General features: G+C 64.8%; 16 protein-coding genes and 1 tRNA gene. 8 read left to right on the top strand and 9 right to left on the bottom strand.

Annotated elements, in window-relative coordinates:
• From BUR94_RS00005 to BUR94_RS00025, 5 genes are all read left to right on the top strand, one after another.
• Positions 1–92: EF-Tu C-terminal domain-related protein (locus tag BUR94_RS00005; protein ID WP_211330766.1), on the top strand; the 92-nt coding region annotated here is incomplete at its 5' end.
• Between the two features lie 173 nt (positions 93–265).
• Positions 266–727, top strand: a complete 462-nt coding sequence (locus BUR94_RS00010) for a (2Fe-2S)-binding protein (protein WP_074254242.1) — start codon at positions 266–268, stop codon at positions 725–727.
• Positions 728–730: 3 nt separating this feature from the next.
• Positions 731–2,881: a xanthine dehydrogenase family protein molybdopterin-binding subunit gene (locus BUR94_RS00015; protein WP_074254243.1), complete on the top strand. Its 2,151-nt coding sequence runs from the start codon at positions 731–733 to the stop codon at positions 2,879–2,881.
• A 139-nt stretch (positions 2,882–3,020) separates the two neighbouring features.
• Positions 3,021–3,992, top strand: a complete 972-nt coding sequence (locus BUR94_RS00020) for a zinc transporter ZntB (RefSeq protein WP_074254244.1) — start codon at positions 3,021–3,023, stop codon at positions 3,990–3,992.
• 87 nt (positions 3,993–4,079) lie between these two features.
• Positions 4,080–4,155 (top strand) — tRNA-Trp (locus BUR94_RS00025).
• A gap of 58 nt (positions 4,156–4,213) precedes the next feature.
• On the opposite strand, the gene BUR94_RS00030 is transcribed toward BUR94_RS00025, so the two are convergent.
• From BUR94_RS00030 to BUR94_RS00060, 6 genes are all read right to left on the bottom strand, one after another.
• Positions 4,214–5,260: a tyrosine-type recombinase/integrase gene (locus tag BUR94_RS00030; RefSeq protein ID WP_074254245.1), complete on the bottom strand. Its 1,047-nt coding sequence runs from the start codon at positions 5,258–5,260 to the stop codon at positions 4,214–4,216.
• 194 nt (positions 5,261–5,454) lie between these two features.
• Entirely contained in the window at positions 5,455–5,784 is a 330-nt protein-coding gene (locus BUR94_RS00040) for a DUF2190 family protein (protein ID WP_074254247.1), read from the bottom strand.
• A 1-nt stretch (position 5,785) separates the two neighbouring features.
• A complete protein-coding gene (locus tag BUR94_RS00045; protein ID WP_074254248.1) occupies positions 5,786–6,004 on the bottom strand; it encodes a phage head-tail joining protein in 219 nt (72 codons plus the stop codon).
• Positions 6,004–7,782 carry a prohead protease/major capsid protein fusion protein gene (locus tag BUR94_RS00050; RefSeq protein ID WP_084192846.1) on the bottom strand — a complete coding sequence of 593 codons (1,779 nt, stop codon included), beginning with the start codon at positions 7,780–7,782 and terminating at the stop codon, positions 6,004–6,006. Before BUR94_RS00050 ends, BUR94_RS00045 begins: the two co-directional genes overlap by 1 nt.
• On the bottom strand, positions 7,772–9,046 hold the full coding sequence (locus tag BUR94_RS00055) for a phage portal protein (protein WP_245794291.1): 1,275 nt from the start codon (positions 9,044–9,046) through the stop codon (positions 7,772–7,774). Before BUR94_RS00055 ends, BUR94_RS00050 begins: the two co-directional genes overlap by 11 nt.
• Positions 9,047–9,156: 110 nt before the next feature.
• Entirely contained in the window at positions 9,157–9,780 is a 624-nt protein-coding gene (locus tag BUR94_RS00060) for a hypothetical protein (protein WP_074254250.1), read from the bottom strand.
• Between the two features lie 559 nt (positions 9,781–10,339).
• Here BUR94_RS00060 and BUR94_RS20345 point away from each other — a divergent pair.
• Positions 10,340–11,149 carry a hypothetical protein gene (locus BUR94_RS20345; protein ID WP_139301180.1) on the top strand — a complete coding sequence of 270 codons (810 nt, stop codon included), beginning with the start codon at positions 10,340–10,342 and terminating at the stop codon, positions 11,147–11,149.
• 25 nt (positions 11,150–11,174) lie between these two features.
• Here BUR94_RS20345 and BUR94_RS00065 read toward each other — a convergent pair whose 3' ends face one another.
• Positions 11,175–12,947, bottom strand: coding sequence for a phage terminase large subunit family protein (locus BUR94_RS00065; protein ID WP_074254251.1), 1,773 nt, complete (start codon positions 12,945–12,947; stop codon positions 11,175–11,177).
• Positions 12,937–13,368 (bottom strand): hypothetical protein, encoded by a 432-nt coding sequence (locus BUR94_RS00070; protein WP_139301181.1) that lies wholly within the window; start codon positions 13,366–13,368, stop codon positions 12,937–12,939. The genes BUR94_RS00065 and BUR94_RS00070 overlap by 11 nt, the downstream gene beginning before the upstream one ends.
• Positions 13,369–13,670: 302 nt before the next feature.
• On the opposite strand from BUR94_RS00070, the gene BUR94_RS20350 reads away from it, so the two are divergent.
• The gene (locus BUR94_RS20350; protein WP_139301182.1) at positions 13,671–14,282 is read left to right on the top strand and encodes a hypothetical protein; all 612 of its coding nucleotides are present in this window, start codon (positions 13,671–13,673) and stop codon (positions 14,280–14,282) included.
• Positions 14,283–14,454: 172 nt separating this feature from the next.
• Here BUR94_RS20350 and BUR94_RS00075 read toward each other — a convergent pair whose 3' ends face one another.
• Complete coding sequence (locus BUR94_RS00075; protein ID WP_245794532.1) at positions 14,455–16,347, bottom strand: AAA family ATPase; 1,893 nt, start codon at positions 16,345–16,347, stop codon at positions 14,455–14,457.
• Positions 16,348–16,742: 395 nt separating this feature from the next.
• Here BUR94_RS00075 and BUR94_RS00080 point away from each other — a divergent pair, with 395 nt between their 5' ends.
• Positions 16,743–18,389: an electron transfer flavoprotein-ubiquinone oxidoreductase gene (locus BUR94_RS00080; RefSeq protein ID WP_245794293.1), complete on the top strand. Its 1,647-nt coding sequence runs from the start codon at positions 16,743–16,745 to the stop codon at positions 18,387–18,389.
• Positions 18,390–18,490 lie beyond the last annotated feature (101 nt).

Consider the following 18,490-nt stretch of genomic DNA (forward strand, 5'->3'; position numbering starts at 1 on the left):
CCCCGATCGCCATGGAAGACGGCCTCCGCTTCGCCATCCGCGAAGGCGGCCGCACCGTCGGCGCCGGCGTCGTCTCCAAGATCATCGAGTGATCTTGCGCCCGGGCGTTTCGCCCGGCGGCTAAAAAGACAGCAGGGGCCGCCTCGGCAGGAGGCGGCCCCGTTTTTTTTGCAGAACCGGGCAGGACAAGCGCCGATCCGGCCCTATCTCCCTGCGCAAGGTGAACGGCACGGTTCACCATGCCAGCTCAGGGAGGCCAGCACAGATGTCGATTTCCTTCACGCTCAATGGAGAGGCGGTCAGCGTGGACGCGCCCGAGGAGATGCCGCTCCTCTGGGTGATCCGCGACCGGCTCAAGCTCACCGGCACCAAGTTCGGCTGTGGCGTGGCCTCCTGCGGGGCCTGCACGGTGCATATCGACGGCCAGCCGACCCGCTCCTGCCAGACCTGGATCTCGGATGTGGAAGGTGCCGAGGTGACCACCATCGAGGGCATCAACGGCACGGTCGCCGAGGCGGTGCAGGCCGCATGGCGCGAGAACGACGTGGTGCAGTGCGGCTACTGCCAGTCGGGGCAGATGATGCAGGCCATCGGCCTGCTGACCGAGAACGCGGCGCCGAGCGACGATGACATCGACGCGGCCATGGGCGGCAATGTCTGCCGCTGCGCCACCTACGTGAGGATCCGCGCCGCGATCCACGATGCCGCCAAGCGGATGGAGGGCTGAGCCATGAAGGATTTCAAGACGTCTCGCCGTGGATTCCTCGCCGGAGCGACCGCCGGAGCCCTTGTCATCGGGTTCGGCCCGAAGGGCGCATTGGCCGCGGGCCACGAGGGCACGCTGATGCCCAACCCTTTCGTCCGGATCGCGCCCGATGGCACGGTGACGGTGATCCTCAAGCATTTCGAGATGGGGCAGGGCACCACCACCGGCCTCGCCACGCTGGTGGCGGAGGAGCTGGATGCCGATTGGGAGAAGGTCGACATCGCGTTCGCCCCGGCAGATGCCACGAAATACGCCAACACGCTCTTCGGGATGCAGGGCACCGGCGGCTCGACGGCCATGGCCAACAGCTACATGCAATACCGCCAGGCGGGGGCCGCAGCCCGGGCGATGCTGCTGGAGGCGGCCTCGATGGAATGGGCGGTGCGTGCCAGTGACATCGTGATCGAGAACGGCGTGGCCACGCATGGCAACTACCGCGCGACCCTGGGCGAGATGGTGGCCCTTGTGAAGGCGGGAGCCGAGCCGCCGACCGATCCTATCCTGAAGGAGCCGAAGGACTTTCGGCTCATCGGAAGGGATCTGCTGCGCCGCAAGGACACGCCCGGCAAGACCGACGGCAGCGCGATCTTTGCGATGGACGTGGCGCCGGAGGGCACTATCCATGCGGTAATGGCGCGCGCGCCGCGCTTTGGCGGGACGGTCGCCAGCTTTGACGCCACCGCCGCCCTCGCGGTGCCCGGCGTGACCGCGGTGAAGCAGACGCCGAAGGGCATTGCGGTTTTTGCCGAGGATACCTGGGCTGCGATCCGGGGCCGCGAGGCGCTGACAGTGGAGTGGGACTTCTCCGCCGCCGAGGGCCGCTCGACCGAGGAGATGGAGGCCGAATACGCCGCCGCGCTCGATGGCGAGGGGCCGGTTGCCCGCAATGACGCGGGCGTGGAGGAGGCGCTGGCGTCGGGCACGGCGGTGGAGGCGGAGTTCGACTTCCCGTTCCTTGCCCATGCGCCGATGGAGCCCATGGTCTGCGTGGTGCAGGTCAAGGACGGCAAGGCGCATATCTGGGATGGCTCGCAGTTTCCGACCATCACCCAGATGGCAGTGGGCGCGGTGACCGGCGTGGGCGCGGAGAACACCACCATCGAGACGGTCTATGCCGGCGGCTCCTTCGGGCGCCGGGCCAACATGGACAGCGATTACCACGTGGAGGCCGCGATGGCCGCCGTTGCGCTCGGGACCGATCAGCCGGTGAAGCTGGTCTGGACCCGCGAGGACGACGTGCAGGGCGGCTACTACCGGCCGATGGTCAAGCACCGGGTGAAGGCGGCGGTCGACGGCGAGGGCAAGCTCGCCGCCTGGCGCTCGCAGGTGGCCTCGAAGTCGATCTTCGCCGGCACGCCGATGGAGCAGATGATGGTGCACGAGGGCGTCGACCACGCCTCGGTGGAGGGGGTCAGCGACACGCCCTACAGCATTCCGGCGATGCATGTTTCGGTGCGCAACATGGAGACGCCGGTGCCGGTGCTCTGGTGGCGCTCGGTCGGCAACAGCCACACCGCCTATGCCATGGAAGTGGCCATGGACATGGCGGCGGAGGCGGCGGGCGCGGACCCTGTGGCCTTCCGCGAGGGGCTGCTCGGAGGCAACCCGCGCCTGCTGGGCGTGCTGAAGCTCGCCGCCGAGAAGGCAGGATGGGGCAGTGAGCTGCCCGAGGGCTGGGGCCGGGGCGTGGCGGCACACTTCTCGTTTCAGAGCTACGTGGCGCAGGTGGCGGAGGTTTCGACCGACGCCGACGGCCGGGTGAAGCTGGAGCGGATCGTGGCGGCGGTGGATTGCGGCGTGGCGGTCAACCCCGACGTGATCCGGGCCCAGATCGAAGGCGGCATCGGTTATGGCCTCGGCCATGCGATGCGCCAGAAGATCACCTTCGACGGCGGGGAAGTGGTGCAGAGCAACTTTCCCGATTATGAGCCGCTGCGGATCGGCGACATGCCGAAGATCGAGGTGCATATCGTGCCGTCCGCCGAGGCGCCCACGGGCATCGGCGAGCCGGGCCTGCCGCCTGCGGCACCTGCGGTGGCCAATGCGATCTATGCCGCGACGGGCAAGCGGATCTTCCGGCTGCCGATGGTGGATGCGGGCGTGGAGTTTGCCTGACCACCGGGGCCCGGCCGTGGCGCGCGTGGGGCACGGGCGGGCCCTGCCAGGGTGCGGCCGGGGCCAGGGGCGACGGGGGGTGACCCTCGGGTGTTGATTTGATGTTGCCCAGCGCCGCGGGGCGGGTAGCCTCGCGGACATGGATCATATCGAATTCGCCTATTGTCTGAACGGTTCCGACGCGGGAAAGCGGCTGGACAGCCAGGATCACATCGTCGAGCGGCTTAAGGCCGACGAACTGGCCTGGCTCCACCTGATCGCAGACCACCCCGACACCGACCCCTGGATGGAGGAGGTGCTGGACTTCGTCGAGGCGCCGACCCGCGCGGCGCTCACCGCCAAGTCGACCCGCCCGCGCGCCTCGGTGCAGGAGGACGGGCTGGTGGTGATCCTGCGGGGCGTCAACCTGAACCCCGGCGAGGAGGTCGAAGACATGGTCTCGCTCCGGGTGTTCCTGAACCCGGCGCGGATCATCACCCTGTCGCGCCGCCCGCTGCGCACGCTGGCCGAGCTGCGCGAGCAGGTGGAGGCGGGCGAGGGGCCTCAGAGCGTGGGGGCCTTTCTGACCGGGATCGTCGAGCGCATGGGCGGGCGGATCGACGAGACGATCTTCGAGCTGGCCGAGCGGGTCGACGTGCTGGAGGACGAGGTGATCTCGGCGCCCGCGCCCGAGCAGCGGGCGCAGGTGGTGGACGAGCGCCAGGAGGTGATCGACCTGCGGCGCTACCTCGGGCCGCAGCGCGACGCGATCAGCCAGCTGGCCAGCGGCGGCCATGCGATGCTGTCGAAGCAAGACCGGCGGCGGCTGGCGGAGGCGCATGACAAGCTGGTGCGCGCGGTGGAAGAGCTGGACGCCATGCGCGACCGGCTGATCGTGCTCAAGGAAGAGATCGACGCCGCGGTGCAGGACCGGCTGAACCGCAACCTCTACCTGCTCTCGATCCTCTCCGCGATCTTCCTGCCGCTGGGCTTTTTGACCGGGCTGATGGGGATCAACCTGGGCGGCATGCCGGGGGCGGAGGGCGATTGGGCGTTCTGGATCTTCACCGGCGGGCTGGTGGTGGTGGGGATCGCGCAATTCTGGGTGCTGCGGCGGTTGAAGTGGATCTGAGCGCCGGGTTGCGCCCCCTTCACCGCAGGTGGCGCGATTTGCCTCTTGCCAAGTGCAGCCCGCTTTCATATTCACGGCACCGGCCTTAGGGGTATAGCTCAGTTGGTAGAGCGACGGTCTCCAAAACCGTAGGTCGCGGGTTCAAGCCCTGCTGCCCCTGCCACTTCTTTTCATGGACCAAATGGACTTCTGCGGCGGACTCCCGTGGAGCGGTTGGGCGTTCAGTTGGGAATTTTTGTTCCGGCTTCGTGCGCCTCCCGCTTGCTGAGTGCTGATTCTGCCATGCGGGCATCACGGCTCAGATAGTGGGCGTCGAGGATAGCGGCGACGTCCCGAAGGCTATGCCCGGTGAAGGTCGCAATCTCGGCTTCGCTGCATCCGGCGAGTGCGAGCCGGGTGACGGCTGTGCCCCGCAGATCATGGAACGTGAGCCCCGTGACCTGCGCCTTCGCCAGCGTTTTGCGCCAACTGGCGCTGAAGCCATGACTCGTCCAAGTCGTGCCCTTGGTGGTGGTGAGGATCGTGACCGCGCTCTTGGTCTTCGCGGCTTCGTCCAGAGAGGCCTTCAGGGTGCCACTCACAGGGATCACCACCCGGCGGCCCGTCTTGCGCTGAGTGAGGCGGATATGGGTGCCGTCGTAGGCTTTCCAAGTCAGCCGCAGAAGGTCGCCTTGGCGCTGCCCGGTCCAGACCGCCAGAAGGTAGGCGAGGCGAATGCGGGCCGGGGCGATTTTGAAGAGGGCGGTTTCATCCGCCTCGGTCCAGATCGTATCGGACCGCTTGGAGCGATAGAGCTTGCCGGGACGGGCGCAGGGGTTGGTTACGATCATGCCCCGGTCGGCGGCCCATGCGAGGATCGCCGCGAAGGTGGCGAAGACGTAATCGGCTTGCCGACGCGAGTTGGCCGCCATCCGGTCACGCCATGCCAGAAACTCGCCGCGCGTGCGCCGGTCGGAAAGAGCGGCCAAGGGGAAGTCGCCAAATTCGGTTTCTATCTTGCGGACGTGCTTCACGTAATCCTTTCGGGTGCGTTCGGCCAGATCGGTGAACTTCGGCGAGTCCTGATAGGCGTTCAGAACAGATTGCAGCGTTCCCTTCGGCGTCTTCGCCTTCGCGGCAATCGCCACATTGTAGGCGTCCACAAACTCAGGATCGCCGGGCTTGCCGGGCAGCCGGGGGCCACCCTTCCATGCGTAGTAGTAAGTTACCCGGCTGCCATCGGCGAGCCGTTTGGAAACCCTGTTTATACCTTTAAGACGGAGCCGCATCGCGCTTGGCCTTCCATGTGTCGAAGGGCGTTTCGGCCTGAGCCGACTCGCCGGATGGTGCCCCCACCATAACCCGGATCGTTCCCTCTCTTGTCACCTCCACAGTCCCGACGCTCAGCCCCGTGGAGCGGACGGCTTTCACCGCCCGTTCCACATCGGCTTGCCGGAATGTAGAGGGAGTCCGGGGCATTGCCTTAACCGTTCAGCCGCACGCGGACAGAGCTGGACGGGTTGGCGGCGGTCGTGACGGCGACGCCGATCTCCGCATTGGAGCCGGAGTCATCGTCGGCGGTCGCCAGTTTGCCGCTCGCATCCCAATAGACCGGATCGCCCACGGCGAGCACATCGGTCGCGGGCTTGGGCATCTCGAAGACACCTTCGGTGACGATGGTCAGCGTGTCACCGATCTCAGCGTCTCCGGCGGCAATGCCGAAGAGCGAGCCGACCAAAACGCCGTCGCCGGAGCTGGAGGCCGCTGCGGCCGTCAAGGTGATGTTCTCACCCGGTTGCACGTAGTTCTTCATCTCACGTTCCTTTCGAGGTCTTGAAGTGGAAGGCGGCAGGGGGCCGTTGAGCCAGCGCCGCGATCTCCGAGTCCAGGGCGGCGAGCGCCCGGGCCATCTCGGCGTCGGAGCGGTATTCGACTTCCTCGCCGTTGGCGTCCCGGGCGCGGCGCACGCCACCCGCACGCGCTCTGAGAAGCGCGTCACGGGCAGCGGTCAGCTCTGCGGCGGTCAGGGCCATCACTCACCTTCGTTGAGGTAGGAGCCGCGCCAGTCCAGCCAGCCCGCGCCGAAGTCGAGCCAAGCGCGGAACTTGAGGCCCAGCGTGGACCACGCCTCGGCGCGCTGGATTTGCACGCCCTGCGCCGAGCTGAGGTAGCCATACTGGATCGCCGCCAGCCGGGCCGGATCGGTGAAGAGATACCAGCGCTCATCGGTGATACGCGGCTCCACCAGAAGCGAAAGCTTGGTGGCGAAGGCGTTCACGTCATCGACGGTGGCCGGGTAGATGTTGGCCAGCAGCCGCTCGGCCGCGCTCTCGCACTCCGGGCCGACCAGAAGGTATTTGGGCGAAGCGTTGATGAGCGTCTTGCCATCAAGGCCGGTGTAGCCGCGCATGGCCTTGCGAGCCGCTTCAATCGTGGTCTGAGCCCCCTCGGAATTGAGGGAGAGGCCGCTACTGGCGATGTTGCCCCGGCTGGCGTCATGGACCGGCGTGCCGTCGCTCAGGTTGGGGTTGGCCGTGACCAACGCCACCAAGATTTCGTCTTCGGTCTGGGCTGCTGCCTCGCCGAAGGCGGCCGTCATGTCGCCGAGCATCCCAAGGTCATCGTTGATGAGCAGCTTGCGCGAGACGGTAATGCCCCGGGCATAGGTGCTGAGCTGCATCGTCTCGCCGTTCTCTGCACGGCTGGTGGCGGTGATCTCGCCGGACTCGTCCAGCTCTTCCAGCCGCCCCATCTCGCCAAGGCGGATGCTGGTCGCGGTCTTGAAATTGGAGAGGCTGCGCTGGCGGCCGAGCTTCTTCAGAGGCGAGCTGGCAGCTTGGTAGCTCGTCTCAGCCGTCTTGCCCATGGCATTGCTGACCAGCAGCGCGAAGTCGGACGTGGTGTGCTCGGCCGCCCGGGTGAAGACCTCATCCGGCGACATGCCACGGGTGGAGACGCCAGCCCGGTTCAGGCTTTCCCGGGCCACGTCGCTCATCGTGAGGGACATATACGGCCGGACCTCGGGCGCGGGCTCGCCACCCGCCATGCGGATGTGCAGCGCCTCGGCTTGCCGGTCGCGGATCACCGCCGGGTCATCGTTGGAGCTGTGAATGCGGATGGTCGGCTGCGAGCGGCGCTTCTCCTGCGTCGCGTCGAAGACGGCGGCCTTCGCGGCGGTCATGTCGGACCTGCCATCAATGAGCTGGTCGGCCAGCTCATCGCCGAGACCGGCCGAGCGGACCAGCCCCCGGATGTCGCTCCGGCGCTGCGCCTCGGCCGCTTCCGGCGTCTGGGTTTCGATCACTTCTTCGGGCATCTCGTTTCCTTTCTGCCTCAGTCGGGCCGACGGATCGGCCGGGTTGCTTGTCAGGGTGACTTCAGTAATCCGCCAGCTGGACGGGCTCTTGGCCCGGCCCTGCGGCGTGGACCTCTCGGTCCATCCCGAGGGACGGTAGCCGACGCTGACTCCGCTCAAGGTGCCATCCGCGACCCGCTGGCGGATCGGCGCAGCATCTTCGGCGGAGGTCAGCTCAAGGACGGCGACAACGGAAGTGCCCTCCAAGGCGATGGACTGGACCCGTCCAATCTGGTCGCGCACGGAGCTGGTGCGGTGACTGTCGAGAACGGGAAGACCTTCAGCGGCCGAGAGGTCCAGCGTCTCGGCCGTGAGGATTTCTTGGTAAGGGCCCCGGGAGTCTTGGCGCAGGACCGGGTTGGACGTGGCGATCACGGCCGTAACGGTGCGGGTGTCCGGATCGTAGGAGTTGGGCCGCGTCGACGCGGCGCGGGTCATCTGGGCATCAAGAGGCATCGGGGGACTCCTTGGAGCTGAAGGACAGGCCCAGCTCGGCTTCGCGGGCGCGGTCGGCCGCGATCTCCCGGTCCAGCTCATCGGCATTCCAGCCAAGCTCATTGATCGCCTGCGAACGGGACGTGAGGCCGAGCGCCAGAGCCTCGCCAACGGCCGCCATGTCCTTCTGAGGATCGACTTGCTGGTGGCGGGGCATGATCCACTCGGCGCGAAGGTCCGGCAAAACGTCCAGCCGCCCGGAGCTGACTTCCAAGGCGAGCCAACGCCGCCAGATGGGCCGAAGAAGCTGGGGCACCAGCACGCCGTATTGAGTTTGCTCCACCCGGGCGCGGAAGGGCAGCAGCCCGGCGCGAAGGGAGCTGTAGTTGGCGTTGGTGAGGTCGCCGCTGACCATGTGCTCCGGGAGGCCCAGAGCGGCCGCCAGAGCCAGCAGGTTCATCCGGACGAAGGCCGGAGCGTCCTTCAGCTGTTCCGGTCCGCTAAGACGAATATCTTCTCCGAAACCAAGACGATACAGGCCACCGGGAGTAATGCCTTCCTCTTGGAGTCGATCCACCCCTTCTGAAAACGGCGTTCCAACGCCGTTCTGGTCAGTGATAAACCCGGCAAACATCGCAGAGACCTTCGCGGAGACCAGCAGCGCATCTGTCAGCTGGTCCAGCTCGCTGGCGGGCAAGACGGCCGCTGCAAGCCAACTCAGGCCCCGGACTTGTCCGGCGGCGAGCGGCTGCATGACGTGGAGCACGTCGGCCGCATCCACCCGCACGGGAGGGGCATACTCAGCGAAGGTGGAGGTCGGCTTCTGCGGCAGAATCCAGTAGGCCACGCGCTGGCCCTCGGCGTTGAACTCCACGCCGTTGACGATCTCTCGGCCGTCGCCAAGGGTGGCGGTCTTGGACTCGTCCAGCAACTCAGGTGGAATGAGTTGCAGCCTGAGCCCGTCGGGCTCATCGCGCATGATGAGAATAGCTTCGCCGTCGACCATCAAGTGGCGGGCGACGCTGGACAGAAGCCCCCAAAAATCGGTGGTGCCGTAATGGTCGGCAAGCTCGGCCCACAGCTCGAATGCACCGCCGATCAGTTCCCGGGTGCCAGCATCATCGGTGCGGGTCGCGGGGCGAATGCCGGTGCCGACCAAGGCCGCGACGAAGTTGGCGACGGCATTGGAGACGAAGCCGTTGTTGGTGGCGAGATACCGGCACCGGCCCCGCGTGATCGAGGCAGCCGCGCTGACCTCAGGATTGATCGGGCCGCTGACGCCCAAGCCGCTCCCTCTCCGGCCACCCGTTGCAGCGTCGATAGAGCGCCGCCGGGTGGTCGGTGCGTCCCGCGAAATGATGCGCCGGACGAATTGAGGGAGGAAAGCGCTGGCCATCAGTTCATGGCTTCCCGGCGGGCCCGCCCATGGGGGTGCCAGCGGTCCAGAGCATCGGTGAGGTCGACGGCGATGCACGAGCGATGCAGGTATTGGCCGTGGTTGCCGTATTGCAGCGGCGTGCTGTGGAAGCCGTCAGGGTGCTTCGGGTCGACACGGTGGATGCGCCCTTCAAAGCGGAGGTCGCCGGTCTTCCCATGGATGAAGCTCCACAGCTCGAAGACCCAACCGCGCACATCAAGCTCATACTCAGCGATCACGTGCGCCGCAGGGCTGTGGACGGCACCTTTCGGGCGGCCACCCGACCAGCCGCGCAGCGCGAGCGCGGCGGCGAACATCGGATCGGCCTTGGCGCCTTCGCCGCCACGGATTCCAAAGTCACGCAGACGCAGCAGCACATCGGCGGTCAGCATGTAATCCGGGGTCAGCAAGAAGGACTTCTTGCCGCGCTCTTCGCGGGCACTCGGCAGGAAATACCCGGCCCTCAGGAGCGCCCGGGTCTGGTCATAGGCGACCTGCCGGTCTTGCCCAGCCACCATGAGCGTATCGGTGATCTGAGCGCAGTCGATGAGGCCCTTGGGGCGGTGCGCAACCGTGGGCGGAATGTTCAGAATGGCAGCCATTCAATGGTCCTTTCGAGCAAAAGAGATACCCCGGATTAACGGCGAATCGGCTCCAGCAGCAAGGCAAAAAATGCTTAGGCTACCGTGGGTTGCCTATGTCTTGACGGGGTGTCGGGTGTTGCCGAATCGGCTCCGGTGAGTGTAGGAGTGGACCCGTCGCCGCATACAGCCATGCGGGACTCCTTGCCGGATGGGCCAGCGCCGGGTTGCACTGGCCCATCCACTCGGAAGGGACCAAGCATGAAGAACTCGAAAAAGCTGGGCCGGACACGGGCAGGCGGAGCCAAGGCGTCGCGTGTGAGGTCGTTCCGTGCCGAACTAGACTTAATTGTTGCTCGCTACGAGACGCGAACTGGCGTCGGTTTTCCGCAGAATCTGGGGAGGCCAGAGGTCAAGGAGAGGGTCGAGGAAGATCCGGCTTTCCGGGCGGCTCTCGCTGAGGTTCACAAAGCGGCGGAGTATTGGCTGCACGGACAGGCGTGACTGCGCACGAAGGTTGATGCGTTCTGTCTGGTATGTCAGTCTTTCCCTAGGGATTTGGCCGTGCGGTAGATTTGAGATGGCAATAGATGACGGGATGTTCTTTTTCCCAAGCGGCAAGGCCACTTGCACGAAGTCTTTTTACAATTTTCTAGAGGATTATGACGGCATTGTAAGTAGCGTTCTTTTCATTGCTATGATGGCAACCTCAGCCGACGAAAAACGTGTTCGAGCACACGAATTTCTGCTGAAATATCGGAAAGCGATGGGTGAGGAAGGAAGCGAAGAGGAGATTGATCCTAGCTACTACGTGAAGGAATTCGTTAAGCACGATTTTGCAGTATGCCGAAGCATCATCTGCGGCTTTGCGGATGTGTTTCTTTGGTATCTGGTAGCCATCATTCAGGATTGTGGGCGACGGAGGCCGGAAATTCTGAACACAAATGAAAAAATTTCGATTGAAGACATATTAGTCAGGGGAAGTAAGAGCGAGATCATTGAGTTTCTGCTAGATCGAAAAATAAACTCCTTGTCCTATGGAGGGCTCAAGGGGATTGAGGCTTTCGCCAACGAGACCCTTGGAATCAGCATATTTCAAGATCAAGAGTCGCGTGATGCAGCCAGATTACTAATAGAGTGCAGAAACGTTTATGCGCACAACCGTGGATTTGTGAACGAAATCTTTATTCGTCGCCTTGAAGGTAGTGGCTTAGAGTTACCTGAGATTGGGAGTAGGCTGAATTTCAAGATTCACAAAATTATTGGACTCATCAACTTGTGTGTTCCGGCCTTGGTCCAATATGATCATTCGTTAGCAAAGAAATTTAAGATTCAAAAAAAGAAGATAAACACTTGGGGGAGCGCTTTTCCGAGGTTGTCTCCGGTTTAGGAGCGCTTGGCAGCCTCTATGCGTATCATCTTCCCAACCAATTGCTCCGGATCACCCTAGCCCGCTTCTCACCGCCCGTCACGCTCGCCAGATCGGCTTCCCTGCGCTCCACGTCCAGCCCCACCAGTCCCCGGGCCGCGTAGCTGTAGACCAGCGTATCCAGCGCTTCGTTGCGCCGCCCGGAGATGACCTCCCATCGCCGGATCGGGTGGCCCCGGCTGAACTTCGTCACAAGCCTCTCGGCCCGGAGCTGGTCGAAGTAGTCGCCGCCCAGCTCATCGCTGAAGAGGATCGTGTCGCCATGGGCGAGCCGCTGGTGCAGCGCCAGCTTCACGCCGTCGATCCCGATGAGCGCCAGCCGGGTGCTGCGCGACGTGCTGAAGGCGAGGGACTGGCGGCCGAAGCCCGAGACGCCCTTTCCGGGCAGAATGCGCCGGGCCGAGCGGGGGCGGCAGAATGCGTAGACTTGATCCGCCCAGTTGCCGGAGTCGATCACGGCCGCATCCAGTGTCAGCACGCCGCCCGCCGGGTGCCGGAACTGGCGGCGCAGGGCATCGTCCACTTCCGCCCAAGTCTCGTTTTCGGTCGGGCTGCCCCAGATCACGTCATGGCCCAGGACCCGCAGATCATCGTCTTTCGTCCAGCCGGTGAAGGTGATTTCCACCCGGTCCTTTTGCACGTCCGCGCCCGCCGTCAGCACCAGCGCTTCGGGCGGCACATTGGAGAGGCTGAAAGGCCGCCGCAGCCCTTCGAGGTCGGTCGCGTCCAAGTCGTCGCCTTCGCCGCGCCACGGCTCGCCAAGCACGGTGTTGAGCCAAGGCTTCAGGGTGGTCGGGCTCCGCTTGGCCTGAAGGAACTCGGCCGCTAGACGCGTCCAAGAGGCGTTGGGGAGGGTGCTGGTCAGGCTGGTGAGCTTGTAGCCCCGGTGGCCCTCCACGTGCGGCGCTGTGGCCCGCCAGCGGCCCTCTGCCACCATCCGGGGCTTCTGCCGGTCTTCCACCACGCTCCCGCACTCCGGGCAGACCCAATGGGCCGTCTCCGGCTTCTCGGCGTCCCATCGAATGTCTTTCCAGAGGATTTCCCCGAAATCGCCACAGCCGGGGCAGGGGACTTCAAAGACTCGCTTGTCGCTCTGGTCATAGGCTCGAAGGATGCGGCTCGTTTCGGCGTCGACCGGCGTTGAGGCGAGCACGATCTTGCGATTGCCGAAGGTCATGGTGCGGCGCATGGCCAGCTCCACCGGGTCGCCCTCTACACCCGCGCTCAGCTCATAGGCGTCGATCTCATCGGCGAAGAGGATGCGGGCCGTCCGGGCCCGGAGGTTGCGCGGGGCACGGGCAGAAACGATGGAGAGGCTGCCCCCGGCGAAGTGCCGGTGCATCAGCACATCGCGGCCAGAAGCGTCGGCCGTCAACGCCGCCCGGAGAGCGGGGGACTCGCCAAAGGTCGGCTCCACCACGCTGACCATCAGGTGCCGCGCATCGGCCTCGGCCGGGACAACGCAGAGCACCGGGCTCGGGTCGTTCTCCACGAAATGGCCGAGCGCCCCGACCATCAGCTGAGTGGCCCCGACGCGAGCGCTCTTCAAGATCGAGACGCGCTCCACGGTATCGTCGCCGATGGAGTCGGCGATCTCGATTTGCGGCTTCCAGAGGCGCATCCGGCCGGGCTGAGCGGCGAGGCTGGACGGGAGGTAGATGCTGGATTGAATCCACTCGCTGAGCGCCAGCTTGGCGGGCGGCCGGAGGGCTGCCAGAGCGTCGCGGCGCAGCTGGCCAAATCTCGGGTCAACGGTCATCTGCAATCGCCTCCATCGCGTCGCGGATTTCCGAGTCGAGCGCGGCCGTCTCTTTCCGGTCGAAGCCCAAGCGGCTGGCCACCCGGGACGGCACGGCGAGGATCGCCGCGCGAAGGTCCACCACGACAGAGCGCCACTCGTTGGCGACCTCCCGGGAGTCCAGAAGTTCCCCACGGGCGGCGGCGTTCTGAAGCGCGATCTTGTCGGCTTGCTCCCGGGCCAGCCGCACCTTCTCTTCCGCCAGTGCGTTGTCGGCGGCCTTCCCCTTGGCCAGCGAGCGGGCATGGTCGCAGTAGGCCGCCACCGATGCTCTCAGGGGATACCGCTTCTCAGGGGAGCGGGGCAGCACGCCATCCCTCCCCAGCGCATGGACCCGGTTGGCGGTGAGGCCCAGCCAATCCCCCAGCTCGCCAGCCGTCACCAAATCCCCCTCAGGGGCACGGGCGGCCATGAGAATTGCGTCAATGTCTTCCAGAGTAGTCACAGAGGCCCTTTCCCACGGTGAATATCCCCCACAGGGGCAAAATCCCCCTGAGAGGGTTTTTCCAAATCAAGATTGCCCCCACAGCCGAGAATCCCGGGGCTCCGCGCCCCCCGCAGAAGGCTGGTCCAGGAAGAACCTAAAGCGACGCGCTGTCGCGCGCCCTCTGATTGAACTGAATTGGTCATTGCAAGGCCGCATTCTCAGTCTCCGTTGCATTGGTGGAAATGAGTGGTGAACCGATGACAATCTATCCAGAGAACGAACCCAGCCATAGCCTTCTGACCCGGCGCAATAGGGAGGGTTTGAAGTTCGAGTCTGAACAGCCAGTCACTCATGTCGCGGAGAAGCCTCCCACAGAACTGACCAAAGCCGCGAAGATCGTGATCGGCATCGTTGTCGTGCTTGGTTTGGGACTTTGGTTCGTTCGGGGCGACTCCCAGCGAACTGAGAGTGGCGAACATGACTACGCGACGTTTGCTGTTCCCGAGATGCCGGAGAGACAATGTGAAGAATTCTCGAATGCAATGTATCGGTTTGCGCAGCGTCGCGATCATGGAGCAAACGAGTGGGGAGTTCGCAGAGCTATCAAGAAGTCGCTGCCAATGCCGTGGTTCATGGATGACGTGGACGGCTTCTCGGGTAGGCGTGAAAGAGCTCGTTCCATAGCCTTTCGGCTTTACAACTCGAGTCTTACACCGGAGGAGGTCCGCTCTTCCGTCGAACAGGACTGCAAAGCAGTCTTTGCGAGCAGGGCCGAACGCCGCAAGCCACCCGGTTCCAAATATTCCATCTCTGACCGGGACCGAAAGATCGTCATTGAAATGATGAACCGCGCGACCCGCGACCGCTGAACTGAAGACGTCAGCTAGAGTAACTTGCAGTTGGCAGAAGTGAGTTGCATCGGCGGGACAGGACAACAGGACACCCCTTAGGGGTTGTGTCCTGTCCTGTCCTGTGGCCCGTCGCCGGTTTGCCGGAGGACATGTCCTGTAAATGTCCTGTCCTGTCCTGTTGTCCTGTCGGCTATACATCCTCGTCCCCCAGCAGCATCTCAGGCGCATCGGGCAAATGGATTATCTCTCCCTCAGAGTGGAAGAGCTGTCGCCGGGCCAGCTCTTCCAACGCCCGCCGGAACGCCTTGCGCCGGTCGTCGGGCTTTTCAGCACCGGACACGGCGTCACTGTCGACGCATGCCTTGCGCCAATCGGATTTGGTGACGCATTTGCCACCTTCCGAAAGTGCCTCCAAGATTTCCAGAGCGGCCTTGGCGCTGGCGGGCAGCCGGGTGGCGGTGTCCCGCACAACCGGGCCGCTCTCGTCATCGCAGATCGGCGCGGTGATCGGATCGCCATCGGCATCCGTGCCCAGCTGAATCTCCCCCACGCTGAAGGCCAAGCTCTGGTCGGTCGTGCCGTTCCGGTTCTTCGACGGCCGGACCTCCACCAGCCGTTTCTCGCGCCTCAGGTGCAGCGACACATCCAGAGCGCCGTTGAGGATGGAGTGCCCGCGCGGGAGCCCGTCGCCTGCCTTGGTGTCGTGGTGGATGAGAAGCACGGCCGCGCCCCATTGGGTCAGGGAGCGGGCGACAGAGACCACCTTGCCCATGGCCTTGGACTCGTTCTCCTCAAGGCCCGGAAAGGCGGCTGCCAGAGTGTCGATGATGATGAGCGACGGCCGGTGCTGCTTCACGGCTTGGCGCAGCGCCCGGCTGTCTTCGACACTGGCGAGGTTGGTGACGCCTTCGACCAGATGGAAGCCGTCGGCCTCGCCATGCTGGTCCCGGAGCGCTGTGACACGCTTCCTGAGGCCGAGCGCGTCTTCCGCTGCGACATAGAAGACGCCGCCCGCCTTGGTGCGCCGGTCGAAGGCTTCAACGCCTCGCGCAACGGCATAGCCAAGATAGGGCGCGATGACGGATTTGCCGGAGCCCGGAGCGCCGATGATCGCGCCCACGTCCCGCTCCGCCAGCAGGCCCTTGATGACATATTCGCGGGCAGGCATCTCGGCGCAGTCGCGCGGCTTCAGCAGCCTCAGGCCGCCCCTGCTGCGGGTCTGGCGGTTCTCTTCCAGAATCCGGTCAATCTCGGCCATGGTCCAAGCGGCCGTTTCCACATCCTCATCGGTCAGCATGGACGTGTCGCGCCAGCCGCGCCTCTCCGCCTCGGCGATGATCGTTTTGCCGGTGACGCCGCCTTCCTTGTCGGCCGTGAAGGACGCCCACGCCTCATCGGTCTTGGTCGTGTCGTAGCTCGGGTGCTGGGCCGACCAGTCGTGCCAAGCCTCTTCGCCTTCGAGGCTGCCTTCTGTCTCCGCATGGAGGGCCATTCCGATCCGCAGCCAATCCTCCCGGCCGCCGAACTCGTCGCCGTCGTTGGGCAGCGCAGAGAGGGCAGAGAGGATCACGCTGAAGTCACGGCCACTGGGCTCGGCCTTGGCCTGTCCGGCGGGCTTCTGCTGCGGCAGGAAGGTCTTGGGCCACTCCGGGAGGTCATCGCCCAGAGAGCCGCTGGTGATGCTGTAGACGCCTTTCCCGTTGATCGCACCGGGCGCGATGACGAAGCCGCCTTCTGCCTTGACGTCTACGCCGTATGGAACGGGAGCACTATTGCCCATGCCTTCGGGGGGCCGGAAGTAGATGTGGCGGCCGCCGCTCGGCGTGGTGATCCAGACCGGCGACATGGCGTCCACGTCGTTGAAGAGCGCCAGCGCTGCGAGCCCGTCCCTTTCACCCTTGCAGTCCACATCCATGACGGCGATCCCGTTGCGGCTTCCGGTCGGCAGCGCGGGCATGGCGTTGGGCCATTTCTTCCACCATCGCTCGATTTGGGCCGGGTCATCGCTGGCCTTGTCCTGCCACCCCTTGATGAGCGGCCGCTTGTTGGCCCCGGCCGGAAAGACCGTGAAGCCTTTGGCCACCAGCGCCAACGCGGCGTCGCGGTTAGAGGCTTGTTCAGCCCCGGTTTCTGGGGTATTATGATACCGCATTATGCATAGTCTCCAGCTTCCATGTTGCCTGCGCCGCCCCGGTTGGTCCCTGAGGCGGCGCTTTCCTTTTCAGGGCATTCTTGGTTGGCAGTTCCGACGTAACCCATTGGCGCATAAAGGAGCGAAATCAGGGCAGTTGGAAAAATTGCCGTTAGGTTTCAACGGAACGGCCCGGACTCCAAAACCGTAGGTCGCGGGTTCAAGCCCTGCTGCCCCTGCCAGGCCACCTTTCCCGCAGTTCCGCGCCGCAGCGTCCCGATTGCCATGGGCCTGCCCCTCCGGTAACCAAGTCCGGACGAACAATTGTTGCGCGGAGGATGAGCCCCATGGCCGAGATCGAACGGGAATCGATGGACTACGACGTGGTGATCGTGGGGGCCGGTCCGGCGGGGCTTTCGGCGGCGATCCGGCTGAAGCAGCTCGATGCCGATCTGAACGTCGTGGTGCTGGAGAAGGGCTCGGAGGTGGGCGCGCATATCCTCTCCGGCGCGGTGCTGGACCCGTGCGGGCTCGATGCGCTGATCCCCGACTGGAAGGAGAAGGGCGCGCCGCTGAACGTGCCGGTGACGAAGGACAACTTCTACATCCTCGGCGAGGCGGGCAGCCTGCGGGTGCCCAACTTTCCGATGCCGCCGCTGATGAACAACCACGGCAACTACATCGTCTCCATGGGCAATGTCTGCCGCTGGATGGCGGAGCAGGCCGAGGCGCTGGGGGTGGAAGTGTTCCCCGGCATGGCCTGTTCGGAGCTGGTGTACGAGGGCGACCGGGTGAAGGGGGTTGTGGCCGGCGAGTTCGGCAGGAACCCCGATGGCACCCAGGGCGATGGCTACGAGCCGGGCATGGTGCTGAACGGCAAGTACGTGTTTCTCTCCGAGGGCGTGCGCGGCTCGCTCGCCAAGGAAGTGATTGGCAAATACGGGCTGGCCGAGGGGCATGAGCCGCAGAAGTACGGCCTTGGCATGAAGGAGATCTGGGAGATCGACCCGGCCAAGCACCGCGAGGGCACGGTGACCCACACGATGGGCTGGCCGCTGGGCGGCAATGCCGGCGGCGGCTCCTTCATCTATCACCTTGAGAACAATCAGGTTTACGTGGGCTTCGTGGTACATCTGAACTACCGCAACCCCTATGTCTTTCCCTACATGGAGTTCCAGCGGTTCAAGCATCACCCCATGGTGGCGGAGCTGCTGAAAGGCGGCAAGCGCGTGGCCTATGGCGCGCGGGCGATCAGCGAGGGCGGCTACCAGTCGATGCCCAGGATGGTGGCGCCCGGCGTGGCGCTGCTGGGCTGCTCGGTGGGCATGGTCAACGTGCCGCGGATCAAGGGCAACCACAACGCGATGCTCTCGGGCAAGGCGGCGGCGGAGGCCGCCTGGGAGGCGATTCAGGCCGGGCGCGAAGGCGACGAGCTTTCGGCCTACGAGGAAGAGGTGCGCGGCGGGGCCATCGGCGCGGACCTGAAGAAGGTGCGCAACGTGAAGCCGATGTGGAGCAAGTGGGGGCTCTGGCCGTCGCTGGGCCTGGGCGGGCTCGACATGTGGACGAACAACCTCTTCGGGTTCAGCCTGTTCGGCACCATGAAGCACGGCAAGACCGACGCCGAGGCGACCGGGCTGGCCGCGGATCACGCCCCGATCGACTACCCCAAGCCCGACGGCAAGCTGAGCTTCGACCGGCTGACCAACGTCAGCTTCTCGATGACCAACCACGAGGAGAGCCAACCCTGCCACCTGAAGCTGAAGGACCCGGCGGTGCCGATCAGCTTTACCCTGCCGAAATACGCCGAACCGGCGCAGCGCTACTGCCCGGCGGGGGTGTATGAGGTGGTGGAGAAGGACGGCAAGCCCGAGTTCGTCATCAACTTCCAGAACTGCGTGCATTGCAAGACCTGCGACATCAAGGACCCGCCGCAGAACATCAACTGGACTGTGCCTCAGGGCGGCGACGGGCCGAACTACCCGAACATGTAGGGGCTGCGTCACGAAGGCGCGAGAATCCGCGTGACAAGGGCTGTCGCGCCGCGGGATCGTATTGTTTTGGCCAGCGCGGGAGACTACCCTGCGCCAACCCG

It is taken from the genome of Vannielia litorea (assembly GCF_900142295.1).
In the GTDB taxonomy this organism is placed as follows: Bacteria; Pseudomonadota; Alphaproteobacteria; order Rhodobacterales; family Rhodobacteraceae; genus Vannielia; species Vannielia litorea.

Bases quoted from the DNA above. Each gene is read 5' to 3' on its own strand.
- BUR94_RS00060 (WP_074254250.1), bottom strand. From the start codon at position 9,780: ATGGCTGCCATTCTGAACATTCCGCCCACGGTTGCGCACCGCCCCAAG.
- BUR94_RS00020 (WP_074254244.1), top strand. From the start codon at position 3,021: ATGGATCATATCGAATTCGCCTATTGTCTGAACGGTTCCGACGCGGGA.
- BUR94_RS00050 (WP_084192846.1), bottom strand. From the start codon at position 7,782: ATGCCTCTTGATGCCCAGATGACCCGCGCCGCGTCGACGCGGCCCAAC.
- BUR94_RS00065 (WP_074254251.1), bottom strand. From the start codon at position 12,947: ATGACCGTTGACCCGAGATTTGGCCAGCTGCGCCGCGACGCTCTGGCA.
- BUR94_RS00015 (WP_074254243.1), top strand. From the start codon at position 731: ATGAAGGATTTCAAGACGTCTCGCCGTGGATTCCTCGCCGGAGCGACC.
- BUR94_RS00080 (WP_245794293.1), top strand. From the start codon at position 16,743: ATGGCCGAGATCGAACGGGAATCGATGGACTACGACGTGGTGATCGTG.
- BUR94_RS00045 (WP_074254248.1), bottom strand. From the start codon at position 6,004: ATGGCCCTGACCGCCGCAGAGCTGACCGCTGCCCGTGACGCGCTTCTC.
- BUR94_RS20350 (WP_139301182.1), top strand. From the start codon at position 13,671: ATGACAATCTATCCAGAGAACGAACCCAGCCATAGCCTTCTGACCCGG.
- BUR94_RS00040 (WP_074254247.1), bottom strand. From the start codon at position 5,784: ATGAAGAACTACGTGCAACCGGGTGAGAACATCACCTTGACGGCCGCA.
- BUR94_RS00030 (WP_074254245.1), bottom strand. From the start codon at position 5,260: ATGCGGCTCCGTCTTAAAGGTATAAACAGGGTTTCCAAACGGCTCGCC.
- BUR94_RS20345 (WP_139301180.1), top strand. From the start codon at position 10,340: ATGGCAATAGATGACGGGATGTTCTTTTTCCCAAGCGGCAAGGCCACT.
- BUR94_RS00010 (WP_074254242.1), top strand. From the start codon at position 266: ATGTCGATTTCCTTCACGCTCAATGGAGAGGCGGTCAGCGTGGACGCG.